Raw genomic sequence first — 12,556 nt, 5'->3', positions numbered from 1 at the left:
GTCGGCGCGGTGTGCATTTCGTCGTGTGGTGCGCGCGTCGGTTGCGAAGCGCGGCGTTTGCGTGTCGCAGGGTTCGGTCGCCGGATTCGTATCGCATGCCGACGTCGCATGCGTTCGGCATGTCGCGCCAGTGTCAAGCCTCCAGCGCAAGCAGCGCGAACGACGCGAGCCAGTGTTCGCCCATGTAGTCGCCCGCAACGTGCGCGAGCGCGCTCGCGAGATGCGTGTCGGCCGCGCCGGCGAGCACCGCCCGGCGCGGATCGCCGTCCGGCAGCGCCCGCGCGAGCGAGCGCTGGCACCACGCGCGGCTCAGGTTCAGGCCGTCGAGGTGCGCGATCTTGCCGTCGGTGCGATCGGTGACGGTGGCCGGCGTGAAGAGCGCCGCCGGCTCGCGCGCGGCGAGCGACGGCAGGAACGCGTCGAACCATGTCAGGAACTCGGCCGCCGGCAGCGCGCGCCGCATCAGCTCCGCCTCCATCAGCGCCGGCGACAGGAACTCGTCGCCGCTCGGCTCCCACGCCTGGCAGTTCGCGTCGCGCAGATGCCAGCGCCGCGCGGTGTCGACGATCAGCGCTTCGAGCGCCGCATGCCGCGTCTGCCGCGCGAAATCGAGCGCGAGCGATAGCGCGAACGCGGTGTTGAAGTGCGTGCCGACGCGCAGCGGATAGGTCGCCTTCGGCAGGAACTCGATAAAGCGCTCGACGAAGATGCCGGTCAGCGGCGCGAGCGCCGCCGACCAGCGGCGGCCCGTTTCGGACGTCATCGACGCGAGCTGCGCGGACAGCGCGAGCAGCCATCCCCAGCCATACGGCCGTTCGAAGCCGCGGTTGTGCGGCAGATCGAGGTACGCCGCTTCGCCGGCGACGTTGTCGGCGGTGAAGTGCGTGTCGACGGTCGCGACGATCTGTTGCGCCTCGGGCAGGTCCGCAAAGCGATCGAGCAGCCGCGTGACGAGCCAGTAGCCGTGCACGCACGAATGCCAGTCGTAGCTGCCGTAGAAGATCGGATGCAGCGCGCGCGGTCCGCGCACGTCTTCCGGGCCGGCGAGCGAATGCGTGAGCTTGTTCGGATATTCGCGCGTCAGGTGGCCGAGCGCGAGGTTCGCGAATTGCGAGGCGAGGGCGGGCGTCAGTTGTCGGGCGGTCATGGCGAGGGCGTCGGGAGAAGAGCGGCGCGCATTGCGCGCGCCGCGGTCGACGACATGTTACCCGCCGGCGTCCGCGCGTGCATGAGCGCGGTGACGCCCGCCGCGCGCGCGGATGGCGCGGCGCCTAGGGACGGCAGTGCAACTGGCGATAACGGGTTTCGAGCTCGATCTGCCGCTCGCTGCGCTCGCGCTGTTCCTTCGCGTCCTTCTCGGTGGCCGGGTACGGCTTGTGCGCCCACGGACGGCTCCAGTAACCGGACGGAAGCGGCGCGAAGTTCGACGGCGCGCGGCCATTCGCGGACGGCAGCGGCCGCGACGGCGGCGGCTCGTAGACGGGCGGCGCGGGGACTTTCCACGGCGTCGGGCTGTTGATCGTGCTTGGCGCGAGCAGCGCCGGCGGGGCCGAGCGCGCGGCCGCTTCCGCGTGGCGCGCCAGATTGTCGATTTTCGACGCCAGCTCGTCGCACGCTTGCTGTCGGTCGTTGTCCTGCGCGAACGCGAAATTGCGCTGCAGCGGGTCCGTGTACTGCGGCTTCGCGTCAGGCGGCGCGTGTGTCGACAGCGTTTGGGACGCGAGACTCGGAGGCGGCAGCGAATGAAGACGGGTATTGGCGGGCGGTGGCGTGTGCGGGCGTGTCTGCGCGGGCGTCGCTTGGGACGCCGGCGTTGCGCTCGACGGCGAGCCGGCGAGCGGCTGCGCTCCCGCGCTCATGCACGCCGCCAGCAGGATCGCGGCCAGTGCCGCGCGCGACTTCGGGAAATTCATACGGCGAGTAGCGACGAAAATCTAACGAGCCGCGGATCGTCTCATGGTTAACCCTGTAATGTCGACCGGGTTCGTGTGGAGATTTGTCTCGGAGCGAATGAGACGCTCAAAAATGCTGTCGATGAAAATCCTCGGCCGCATTTTGTTTGCGCTTTGCCCCGGCGAATTGGATATTCGTCTCGCGTAATTGCGGTTGCGATTTTTGAAGAGCAGATTTGAATCGACCGATAAAGCGCGATTTCGGGCGCATTGGCGAAGCGAGAGCCTTGACCAGTGACAGGCGCGTCGTGAATTGCGCTGCGCGGCTTGAACAAAACGTTAACGGGAGAAGGGGCGAGCGATCCGTCGGCTGTCGAGGCGATCCGTGCCGGCGGCAGGCGGATCATTTTGAGCGCGTGCCGACGGCCCACGAGACCGCGAGCGTGCGGGGCATGTGCCTTCATCCGCCGATCTTCGCGCGTCGACCTTGTCGTGGCCGTCGCTCGAGCGATGCGTCTCGCGATTTCCATGCGCGCACGAAGCGCGCCGCCAACGGCGGCACGGCGGACGTGGCGTTCCAATTGGCCGATGCGGTTCTATGCGTCTCGGCGATGCGGATCGCGTGCGCCGGCCGCGCCATGTCGCCGATCTCGTGCGGCGGAAATCGGCGCATGTCGCGCCATCAGCTCTTCCACCCATGCGATGAACACCTTCAGCTTCATGCCGAGGTGCCGATTGGGCGGATACGCGAGATACATCGGCATGGGCTCGAGTGCCCAATCGTCGAATAGCGGCACCAGCTCGCGTCGCGCGACGGGCGCCTCCGCCATATAGTGCGGCAGCCAGAGAACGCCGAGGCCCGCGAGCCCTGCCGCGAGGTACGCGTTTCCGTCATCGATGGCGACCGCGTAGCGGCTTTCGATCCGAATGCTCTCGCCACGCTCGCCATCGCGCCGCAGCGCGACGCAAGCGACTCTGCCGCTGCGTGGGCTCAGGAAGCCCACGATCCGATGATGCGTGCCGTTCAGCTCGCGAGGATGGGACGGCGTGCCGGCTGCGTCCAGATAACGCGGCGCCGCGTAAACGCCGAGCCGCAGCTCGCCGATGCGACGGGCGATCAGCGAAGAGTCGGGAAGGTCGCCGCCGCGCAGCACGCAATCGACGTTATCGCCGATCAGGTCCACCATCCGGTCGCTCACGCCGATGTCGAGCTGTATGTCCGGATAGCGCGCATGAAATGCCGGCAGCGCGGGGACGAGAATCATGAGGGCGAACGGGCTGGGAACGTCCACGCGAAGACGCCCCTTCGGCGACGCCGACGCGCTCGACAGGCTGGCGTCGGCATCCTCCAGGTCGGCGAGCAGCCGCGCGATGCGCTCGTAATACGCGGCGCCGTCGGCTGTGAGCTTGACCTGACGTGTGGTGCGATTCAGCAATTTGACACGCAGCCGCGCCTCCAGTTGCTGGACCAGCTGAGTCACGGTGGTCTTGCTGATGTGGAGCGTCTGCGCGGCCTTGGTGAAGCTCCCTGCCTCGACCACGCGGGCAAAGGCCTGCAAAGCATCGAAGCGATCCACTTTGGCTCCCTGCGTCCAGCGTTTCAGAGTTTGTTTGGCGGCGGCAAACAGTGATTGTACGTCTTGCCTGTTTATCCGGGCATGACGGACCCCTTACAGTCTTTCCATCGCAATGCGCGGTCGACCGACGGCGCCGATGCGATATCGGCCGCAACGATCCGGCGCGCCGCCTCGTTCAGCGCGAGGCGATGTCGTCCCGCAGTCATGCATCGCCCGCGTGTCGAGCGTCGGTTTGCCGATCGCGACGGTCGAGCCGTTCGCAACCGATCCATTCACATTCAAGGAAGAGATTGATGTCCGCACGTGATGTCGTATTTCCGCCCGAGCGTCAGGCGCTGTACGAGCGAAACCGCTATTCCCCGGCCGTTCGTTCCAACGGTTTTCTTTTCGTGTCGGGGCAGGTCGGCAGCCTGCCCGACGGTTCGCCGGAGCCGGATCTGGACGCGCAGGTCAGGCTCGCGTTCGGCAATCTGAACGCGATTCTCTCGGCGGCCGGCTGCACGTTCGACGATGTCGTCGACGTGACGATCTTCGTCGTCGATCCCGCTGAACGCTTCGACGCGATCTGGAAGGTCGCCGCCGACTACTGGGGGGATGCGCCGCACCCGACGCTGACCGGTATCGGCGTGACGTGGCTCTACGGCTTTCAGTTCGAGATCAAGGTGATCGCGAAGCTGCCGGAGTCCGCTGCCCGCTAGCGTGCCGGAGCGGGGCCGCGCGGCTGCTTGCCGGCGCGCCGCGCCGCTACGCCGGCTTTCCCGCCTTGCGGCACGCCGCTGCCCCGCGTTGCGCCTGCGCGCACGCTTCGTCGAGCCGCCTCACCGCGTCCGCGACGTCGCTCCGAAAACGCACGAGCGCCGCGTTCTGCGGCGCGGGCGGCTGCAATCCCGCCCACAGCAGATCGATCAATTGCTCGGCCGTCGTTTCGGTATCGAGCTTGCGATGCCCGAGGATCGCGTCCCACAGCACGTGCTCCATCGGCCCGAACACCATCGAGCGCAACAGGCTGAGCGGCATGTCGGCGCGCACCTGTCCCGCCGCCTGTCCGCGCGCGAGCACGTCCATCAGCGGCGCCGTGTAGCGGCGCTGCAAGGCGGTCAGCTCGTCGGCGAGCGCGTGCTGCTTCGCGCGCCCTTCGGACAGCACCAGCGCGCACAGGCCGGTGCCGTTCACGAGCATCAGCCGCAGGTGCGTGCGGACGATGAATGCGAATTGCTGGCGCACCGACGCGTCGCGCGGCATCCCGGTCTCGAACGCGTCGATGATTTCGTCGTACCAATCGGCGATCACGCGTGCGCACAGCTCCCGCTTGCCGCGAAAGTAGCTGAACACGGTCGCCTCCGATACGCCGACTCGCTGCGCGATCTCCGCCGCGGTCGCATGCTCGTAGCCTTTCTCCGCGAAGATCTCGCGTCCGGCGCGCAGGATGTCCTGCACGCGCTGCTGCGATTTGCGTCCGGCGGGCGCGCGCGGCGCGTGCGCGCGGTCGGCTTTCTGAGTGGCGGCCATACGGGTTTTCCTGCGGAATCGGGTGTCGTCGCGATGCTTCCGATCATAGCTGAGTGTTGCTCAAAAAACTATTGACGATCGTGCGGGTCAAGCGCGAAACTAGCGAAAATTTCCGCAGCATATGGCAATGAACCGGTGGAATCGTCGATTTGAGCGAGACTCAATAACCGGCGCGTCCAAGGACTTCCTGGAGACGGAGGAGACATGAGCAACCTGCCCGGCGTGAACTTCATGCTCGGTGAAGACATCGAGATGCTGCGCGATTCGATCGCCCATTTCGCCGCGAAGGAAATCGCGCCGCGCGCGGCCGAGACCGACCGCACCGACCAGTTCCCGATGGACCTGTGGCGCAAGTTCGGCGAGCTGGGCGTGCTCGGGATGACGGTCGCCGAGGAATACGGCGGCGCGGGTCTCGGCTACACCGCGCACATGGTCGCAATGGAGGAGATCTCGCGCGCATCGGCGTCGGTCGGGCTGTCGTACGGCGCGCACTCGAACCTCTGCGTGAACCAGATCCACCGCAACGGCACCGAAGCGCAGAAGCGCAGGTACCTGCCGAAGCTGATCTCCGGCGAGCACGTCGGCGCGCTCGCGATGAGCGAGCCGAACGCGGGCTCGGACGTCGTCAGTATGAAGCTGCGGGCGGACAAGCGCGGCAACCGCTACGTGCTGAACGGCACGAAGATGTGGATCACGAACGGCCCGGACTGCGACACGCTCGTCGTCTACGCGAAGACCGAGCCCGACGCCGGCGCGCGCGGGATCACCGCATTCATCGTCGAGAAGGGGATGAAGGGCTTCTCGGTCGCGCAGAAGCTCGACAAGCTCGGCATGCGCGGCTCGCACACGGGCGAGCTCGTGTTCGAGGACGTCGAGGTGCCGGAAGAGAACATCCTCGGCGAGCTGAACGGCGGCGTGAAGGTGCTGATGAGCGGGCTCGACTACGAGCGCGCGGTGCTCGCGGGCGGCCCGACGGGCATCATGGCCGCCTGCCTCGACGCCGTCATCCCGTACGTCCACGACCGCAAGCAGTTCGGCCAGCCGATCGGCGAATTCCAGTTGATCCAGGGCAAGATCGCCGACATGTACACGACGTTCCAGGCGTGCCGCGCATATCTGTACGCGGTCGGCCGCCATCTCGATGCGGGCGGCATGGCCCCGGCCGGCGGCGCGCACGTTCGCCAGGTGCGCAAGGACTGCGCGGGCGTGATTCTCTACACCGCGGAAAAAGCGACGTGGATGGCGGGCGAGGCGATCCAGATCCTCGGCGGCAACGGCTACATCAACGAATATCCGGTCGGGCGCCTGTGGCGCGACGCGAAGCTCTACGAGATCGGCGCCGGCACGAGCGAGATCCGCCGGATGCTGATCGGCCGCGAGCTGTTCGCGGAAACGGCCTGACCCCGCGCGCGGAGCACACGCGATGCCGATCATCGAATCCAGGCTGAACCCGCGTTCCGACGAATTTCGCGCGAACGCCGCGACGCTCGAGGCGCTCGTCGCCGATCTGCGCGACAAGGTCGACCGGCTGGCGCTCGGCGGCGGGCAGGCCGCGCGCGACAAGCATCTGTCGCGCGGCAAGCTGCTGCCGCGCGACCGGATCGCGCAACTGCTCGATCCGGGCGCGCCGTTCCTCGAGCTGTCGCAGCTCGCCGCGTACGGGATGTACAACGACGACGCGCCGGGCGCGGGCATCATCACCGGCATTGGCCGGATCGCGGGCCGCGAGTGCGTGATCGTCTGCAACGACGCGACCGTCAAGGGCGGCACCTACTATCCGATGACCGTGAAGAAGCACGTGCGCGCGCAAGAGATCGCGGCCGAGAACCGGCTGCCGTGCGTGTACCTCGTCGATTCGGGCGGCGCGAACCTGCCGAATCAGGACGACGTGTTTCCCGACCGCGACCACTTCGGCCGGATCTTTTTCAATCAGGCGAACCTGTCGGCCGCGGGCATCGCGCAGATCGCGGTCGTGATGGGCTCGTGCACCGCGGGCGGCGCGTACGTGCCCGCGATGAGCGATGAGTCGATCATCGTCAAGAACCAGGGGACGATTTTTCTCGGCGGGCCGCCGCTCGTGAAGGCGGCCACCGGCGAGGAAGTGAGCGCCGAGGATCTCGGCGGCGGCGACGTGCACACGCGCCTGTCCGGCGTCGCCGATCACCTCGCGCAGAACGACGCGCATGCGTTGTCGATCGCGCGCACGATCGTCGGCCATCTCGGCGTGCGCGGCGCGGCGCCGCTTGCGCCGCGCGAGCCGCTGCCGCCGCGCCACGACGCAAAAAGCCTGTACGGCGTGATTCCCGTCGATACGAGGAAACCGTTCGACGTGCGCGAGGTGATCGCGCGGATCGTCGACGATTCCGCATTCGACGAATTCAAGGCGCGCTATGGCACGACGCTCGTCACGGGCTTCGCGCACATCTGGGGGCATCCGGTCGGCATCGTCGCGAACAACGGCATTCTGTTCTCCGAATCGGCGACGAAGGGCGCGCATTTCATCGAGCTGTGCTGCCAGCGCAAGATCCCGCTCGTGTTCCTGCAGAACATCACGGGCTTCATGGTCGGGCGCAAGTACGAGAACGAAGGCATCGCGCGTCACGGCGCGAAGATGGTGACGGCCGTGTCGACCGCGAAGGTGCCGAAGTTCACGGTGATCATCGGCGGCTCGTTCGGCGCGGGCAACTACGGGATGTGCGGGCGTGCGTTCGGCCCGCGCTTCCTGTGGATGTGGCCGAACGCGCGCATCTCGGTGATGGGCGGCGAGCAGGCGGCGTCGGTGCTCGCGACCGTGCGCCGCGACGGGATCGAGGCGAAGGGCGGCGAGTGGTCGGCGCAAGACGAAGAGGCGTTCAAGCAGCCGATCCGCGACCAGTACGAGCGCCAGGGCCATCCGTACTACGCGAGCGCGCGCCTGTGGGACGATGGCGTGATCGACCCCGCGCAGACGCGCGACGTGCTCGGCTTGGGCCTTGCCGCCGCGATGAACGCGCCGATCGAGGACACGCGGTTCGGCGTGTTCCGGATGTGACGGATGTGAGGAGCCGACGATGCGCCATGAAACGATCGAAGTGACCGACGACGGCCGCGTCGCGACCGTCACGCTCGCGCGCCCCGACGTGCGCAATGCGTTCAACGAGACGATGATCGCCGAGCTGACGACCGCGTTCGACCGCATCGACGCGAATCCGGCGCTGCGCGCGGTCGTGCTCGCCGCGCGCGGCCCGGCGTTCTGCGCGGGCGCGGACCTGAACTGGATGAGGAGGATGGCGGGCTTCTCGGACGACGAGAACCGCGCCGACGCGCGCCGGCTCGCGCGGATGCTCGAGGCGATCCACCGCTGCGCGAAGCCCGTGATCGCGCGCGTGCACGGCGACGCGTACGCGGGCGGCGTCGGGCTCGTCGCCGCGTGCGACATCGCGGTCGCGGCCGACGACGTGAAATTCTGCCTGTCGGAAGCGCGTCTCGGGCTGATTCCGGCGACGATCGCGCCATACGTCGTGCGCGCGATGGGCGAGCGCGCCGCGCGCCGCTATTTCGCGACGGCCGAAGTGTTCGACTGCGCGAAGGCCGTGCAGCTCGGCTTCGTCCACGAGCGCGTGCCTGCCGATGCGCTCGACGCGACCGTTTCCACGCTCGCCGAGACCTTGTGCGCGAACGGCCCGCAGGCCGTGCGCGCGTGCAAGGCGCTCGTGCGTGACGTCGCGGGCCGCACGCTCGACGCCGCGCTGATCGAACAGACCGCTGACTGGATCGCGCGGACGCGCGCCGGCGCCGAGGCGCGCGAAGGCGTCGCGTCGTTCCTCGAGAAGCGCCCGCCGTCGTGGCGCGCGTGACGCGCATGGGCCGCCGGGCGCATCGCGGCGTCACGGCGGCCGTGCCGGGCACCGCCGCGCGGCGCGTGCACTGAACCGAATTCGTTACCGACATCCCGTTTCCTGACCCACCATGTTCGACAAGATCCTGATCGCCAATCGCGGCGAAATCGCCTGCCGGGTCGCCGCGACCTGCAAACGCCTCGGCATCGCGAGCGTCGCGGTCTATTCGGACGCCGACGCGCATGCGAAGCACGTCGCCGCGTGCGACGAGGCCGTGCACATCGGCGGCGCGGCGGCCGCCGACAGTTATCTGCGGATCGAGCGCATCATCGACGCCGCGCGCGCGACGGGCGCGCAAGCGATCCATCCGGGCTACGGCTTCCTGTCGGAGAACGAGGATTTCGCGCGCGCGTGCGAGGAGGCGGGTATCGTGTTCGTCGGGCCGCCCGTCGAGGCGATCGCCGCGATGGGCTCGAAGGCCGCCGCGAAGGCGCTGATGCATGCTGCCGCAGTGCCGCTCGTGCCCGGTTATCACGGCGACGACCAGGATCTCGCGCTGCTGCGGCGTGAAGCCGATCGCATCGGCTATCCGGTGCTGCTGAAGGCGAGCGCGGGCGGCGGCGGCAAGGGGATGCGGGTCGTCGAGCGCACGGCCGATTTCGCGGCGGCGCTCGCGTCGTGCCAGCGCGAGGCGGCGGCGAGCTTCGGCAACGACCGCGTGCTGATCGAGAAATACCTGCAGCGCCCGCGCCACGTCGAGGTGCAGGTATTCGGCGACCAGCACGGCAACGCAGTTTTCCTGTTCGACCGCGACTGCTCGGTGCAGCGCCGCCACCAGAAGGTGCTGGAGGAAGCGCCCGCGCCGGGGCTCGCGGACGAGGTCCGGCAGGCGATGGGCGAGGCGGCCGTCGCGGCCGCGCGCGCGGTTCGCTACGTCGGCGCGGGCACCGTCGAATTCATCATGACGGGCGAAACGTTTTACTTCATGGAGATGAACACGCGGTTGCAGGTCGAACATCCGGTGACGGAGATGGTCACGGGGCTCGATCTTGTCGAATGGCAACTGCGCGTCGCGGCGGGCGAGCCGCTGCCGCTCGGGCAGCCGGACTTGCGGGTTCGCGGGCACGCGATCGAGGCGCGCCTGTACGCGGAGAATCCGGCGCGCGGCTTCCTGCCGTCGACCGGGCGCCTGAAGCATCTGCGATTGCCGGCGGGCGTCGAGTTCGCCGTCGGCGCGGCCGTGCGGATCGATAGCGGCGTGCGCGAAGGCGATGCGATCACGCCGTTCTACGATCCGATGATCGCGAAGCTGATCGTCCACGGCGACACGCGCGCGCAGGCGCTCGCGACGCTCGCGCGCGCGCTGCGCGAGTGCGAGGTCGTCGGCTTGCATACGAATGCGGCGTTCCTGCAGCGGATCGTCGCCAGCCGGCCGTTTGCCGACGCGGATCTCGACACCGGCCTGATCGAGCGCCACCGCGATGCGCTATTTGCGCCGCAGCCGGCGCCCGCGGCGGCGCTCGGTTTCGCGTGCGCGGCGCTTTTCGCACGCGAGCGCGAACGGGCGGGCGCGGGCGGCGCGGCGTCGCCGTGGGGCGCGCTGCCGAACTGGCGGCTGAACGCCGGCTATCGCCGGACGATCGAATGGCGCGCGCTCGATGACGATGCGACGCTCGAATCGCACTATGCGGACAAGGGCGGGATCGAGTCGCTCGCGGTCGGCGGCGTCGCGAAGCCGTTCGCGTGGACGCGCGGCGCGGGCCCGCTCGATTTCGACGTGACGCTGGGCGGCGTGCGCACGAGCGGGCGCGTTCATGTCGACGGCGACACGTTCCACGTGTTCTGCCAGGGCGTCGCACGCGCGTTCGAATGGCGCAACCTGCTCGCGCACGCGGCCGATTCGACGGAAGGCGAAGGCCGGCTCACCGCGCCGATGCCGGGCAAGGTGATCGCGGTGCTGGTCGAGCCGGGGCAGAAGGTCGAGCAGGGCGATCCGCTCATCGTGATGGAGGCGATGAAGATGGAGCACACGATCGGCGCGCCGGCCGCGGGCGTCGTCAGCGAGGTGCTGTACGCGGTGGGCGACCAGGTTGCGGACGGCGCGCAGCTACTCGTCATGGGGCAAGGTTGAGCGCGGCGGCGCGTACGTTAACGATATCTGACAGTCCGGTCATATGATGTCCGCTAGACTCGTATAGTGGTGCGGGCGGTAGCGCGGAATACGCAACGGGCGGTGCGCTACACTGCGAACTTCCCTTCCCTCCAGCATGTGATGACCTCCCCTGTCGATTTGAACGGCTTGCGCATCGGTATCACGATCGGCCTGCGCGAGCCGAACGAGAGCCTTTGGATCAACGGCATCAAGCAGAACGCGCTGTTTCTCGCGAAGCTGCTGATGAAATCGTCGCGCGGCTACCGCGTGACGATCGTCAATACGACCGACGTGCCGATCACCGATGCGCTGCCGTGGGACTGCCGGATCTTCGATACGCGCTCGTTCACCGAGATGAAGGATTCGCTCGACGTGCTGATCGAGCTCGGCGGCCAGATCGACGGCGAGCAGACTGCATACCTGAAGGCGCGCGGCGTGAAGCTCGTCAGCTACTGCTGCGGCTTCGAGTACATCCACGTGACGCAGTCGATCCTGTTCGGCCGCCGGATGTGGGATACGCTTTTCATCAATCGCGGCTACGACGAGATCTGGGCGATTCCGCAGATCGCGCCGTCGTCGCTGCCGTTCATGCAGTCGCTGCGGCGCTGCCCGGGGCGCGTCGTGCCGTTCGTCTGGGACCCGATGTTCCTGACCGAGCGTACGCGGCTGATGCACGAGCACGGCGAGTATCGGCCGAGCGGCAAGCGGGCGAAGCGGCTCACCGTGATGGAGCCGAACCACGACGTCGTCAAGTTCTGCGTGTATCCGATGCTGATCATCGACGAAGCGTATCGGCGCGATCCGGACGCGATCGCGTTCACGCACGTGACGAACGCCGAGCGTCTCGCGCACGACAGCCCGGAATTCGTGATGCTGATGAACTATCTGGAGGTCGTCCGCGCGAGCAAGGCGAGCTTCGTCGGCCGTTTCGACACGCCGGCGTTCCTCGCCGAATACACGGACGTCGTCGTGTCGCACCAGTGGGAGAACCCGCTCAACTATTTCTACTTCGACGTCTGCTGGCAGGGCTACCCGCTCGTCCACAACGCACACCTCGTGCCGGACATCGGCTACTACTATCCGGACAACGACGTGCAGGCGGGAACGGAAACGCTGATGCGCGTGCTGCGCGAGCACGACGATGACTGGGAGGGCTACGCGGCGCGGCAGCGCAGCCTGTTGCGCCGCTATACGTCGAAGAATCCGGCGCTCGTCGCCGAATACGACACGCTGCTCGCGAATCTCGTCAACGACTGCGGGCGCTGAACGTTGCGCGAGCGGCGGCAGGTGCGGGCGCGGCCGGGATCGCGGCGTCTTCGCCTTCGCCTTGGTCTTCGCGTCGGGCGCATCGATCACGGTGGTTCACGCCGGATCTTTTTTCGGCGCGGCCTATTGTTGCCCGACCACGCATTGACGCTACGCGCTTGTTCAAGCGACGTTCGGGGAGACGAGCGGAAACCTGGAGCGCGCTGTCGGCTTACCGATACAACGCGGCGATCGCGTCCGTATACGCGGCGACGTTACCCGGGTTGTAGATGCTGACCGAATCCAGAAGCTGTCGCGACTGCCCGCGATACGCGTCGAGGTTCGCGTCGTGCTCGCGGAACG

10 protein-coding genes and 1 pseudogene are annotated in these 12,556 nt (G+C 67.8%); 6 read left to right on the top strand and 5 right to left on the bottom strand.

All coding sequences use genetic code 11. The features are described 5' to 3' along the window. Positions 1 to 133: 133 nt before the first annotated feature. From WS62_RS04595 to WS62_RS04585, 3 genes are all read right to left on the bottom strand, one after another. Positions 134 to 1,147: a DUF2891 domain-containing protein gene (locus WS62_RS04595; RefSeq protein WP_066568322.1), complete on the bottom strand. Its 1,014-nt coding sequence runs from the start codon at positions 1,145 to 1,147 to the stop codon at positions 134 to 136. Positions 1,148 to 1,271: 124 nt separating this feature from the next. Continuing rightward, entirely contained in the window at positions 1,272 to 1,913 is a 642-nt protein-coding gene (locus WS62_RS04590) for a hypothetical protein (RefSeq protein ID WP_066568319.1), read from the bottom strand. 575 nt (positions 1,914 to 2,488) lie between these two features. Then, positions 2,489 to 3,469, bottom strand: a complete 981-nt coding sequence (locus WS62_RS04585) for a LysR family transcriptional regulator (protein ID WP_066568316.1) — start codon at positions 3,467 to 3,469, stop codon at positions 2,489 to 2,491. A 293-nt stretch (positions 3,470 to 3,762) separates the two neighbouring features. On the opposite strand from WS62_RS04585, the gene WS62_RS04580 reads away from it, so the two are divergent. Further along, complete coding sequence (locus WS62_RS04580; RefSeq protein ID WP_059469956.1) at positions 3,763 to 4,167, top strand: RidA family protein; 405 nt, start codon at positions 3,763 to 3,765, stop codon at positions 4,165 to 4,167. A gap of 46 nt (positions 4,168 to 4,213) precedes the next feature. On the opposite strand, the gene WS62_RS04575 is transcribed toward WS62_RS04580, so the two are convergent. Next, positions 4,214 to 4,978 carry a TetR/AcrR family transcriptional regulator gene (locus WS62_RS04575; protein ID WP_066568313.1) on the bottom strand — a complete coding sequence of 255 codons (765 nt, stop codon included), beginning with the start codon at positions 4,976 to 4,978 and terminating at the stop codon, positions 4,214 to 4,216. Positions 4,979 to 5,182: 204 nt separating this feature from the next. Here WS62_RS04575 and WS62_RS04570 point away from each other — a divergent pair, with 204 nt between their 5' ends. The 5 genes from WS62_RS04570 (at position 5,183) to WS62_RS04550 (ending at position 12,214) form a co-directional block, all read left to right on the top strand. Next, positions 5,183 to 6,379: an isovaleryl-CoA dehydrogenase gene (locus WS62_RS04570; protein ID WP_066568311.1), complete on the top strand. Its 1,197-nt coding sequence runs from the start codon at positions 5,183 to 5,185 to the stop codon at positions 6,377 to 6,379. Positions 6,380 to 6,401: 22 nt separating this feature from the next. Then, positions 6,402 to 8,009: a carboxyl transferase domain-containing protein gene (locus tag WS62_RS04565; RefSeq protein ID WP_066568309.1), complete on the top strand. Its 1,608-nt coding sequence runs from the start codon at positions 6,402 to 6,404 to the stop codon at positions 8,007 to 8,009. A 19-nt stretch (positions 8,010 to 8,028) separates the two neighbouring features. After that, the gene (locus WS62_RS04560) at positions 8,029 to 8,814 is read left to right on the top strand and encodes an enoyl-CoA hydratase/isomerase family protein (RefSeq protein ID WP_066568307.1); all 786 of its coding nucleotides are present in this window, start codon (positions 8,029 to 8,031) and stop codon (positions 8,812 to 8,814) included. A gap of 112 nt (positions 8,815 to 8,926) precedes the next feature. Further along, the gene (locus WS62_RS04555) at positions 8,927 to 10,927 is read left to right on the top strand and encodes an acetyl-CoA carboxylase biotin carboxylase subunit (RefSeq protein ID WP_066568304.1); all 2,001 of its coding nucleotides are present in this window, start codon (positions 8,927 to 8,929) and stop codon (positions 10,925 to 10,927) included. Positions 10,928 to 11,068: 141 nt separating this feature from the next. After that, entirely contained in the window at positions 11,069 to 12,214 is a 1,146-nt protein-coding gene (locus tag WS62_RS04550; RefSeq protein ID WP_059469962.1) for a DUF2827 domain-containing protein, read from the top strand. Positions 12,215 to 12,425: 211 nt separating this feature from the next. On the opposite strand, the pseudogene WS62_RS35925 reads toward WS62_RS04550, so the two are convergent. After that, positions 12,426 to 12,556: pseudogene (locus tag WS62_RS35925) on the bottom strand (DUF2827 family protein); the annotation flags it as partial.

It is taken from the genome of Burkholderia sp. ABCPW 14, from assembly GCF_001523835.1.
In the GTDB taxonomy this organism is placed as follows: Bacteria; Pseudomonadota; Gammaproteobacteria; order Burkholderiales; family Burkholderiaceae; genus Burkholderia; species Burkholderia mayonis.
The sequence above is the reverse complement of the archived record's forward strand: the minus strand, read 5'-3'. Positions and strand labels throughout refer to the sequence as shown.

What these genes read in the sequence shown, in the direction of transcription:
- WS62_RS04570 (WP_066568311.1), top strand. Translation starts at nt 5,183, where the DNA reads ATGAGCAACCTGCCCGGCGTGAACTTCATGCTCGGTGAAGACATCGAG.
- WS62_RS04575 (WP_066568313.1), bottom strand. Translation starts at nt 4,978, where the DNA reads ATGGCCGCCACTCAGAAAGCCGACCGCGCGCACGCGCCGCGCGCGCCC.
- WS62_RS04590 (WP_066568319.1), bottom strand. Translation starts at nt 1,913, where the DNA reads ATGAATTTCCCGAAGTCGCGCGCGGCACTGGCCGCGATCCTGCTGGCG.
- WS62_RS04565 (WP_066568309.1), top strand. Translation starts at nt 6,402, where the DNA reads ATGCCGATCATCGAATCCAGGCTGAACCCGCGTTCCGACGAATTTCGC.
- WS62_RS04595 (WP_066568322.1), bottom strand. Translation starts at nt 1,147, where the DNA reads ATGACCGCCCGACAACTGACGCCCGCCCTCGCCTCGCAATTCGCGAAC.
- WS62_RS04580 (WP_059469956.1), top strand. Translation starts at nt 3,763, where the DNA reads ATGTCCGCACGTGATGTCGTATTTCCGCCCGAGCGTCAGGCGCTGTAC.
- WS62_RS04550 (WP_059469962.1), top strand. Translation starts at nt 11,069, where the DNA reads ATGACCTCCCCTGTCGATTTGAACGGCTTGCGCATCGGTATCACGATC.
- WS62_RS04555 (WP_066568304.1), top strand. Translation starts at nt 8,927, where the DNA reads ATGTTCGACAAGATCCTGATCGCCAATCGCGGCGAAATCGCCTGCCGG.
- WS62_RS04560 (WP_066568307.1), top strand. Translation starts at nt 8,029, where the DNA reads ATGCGCCATGAAACGATCGAAGTGACCGACGACGGCCGCGTCGCGACC.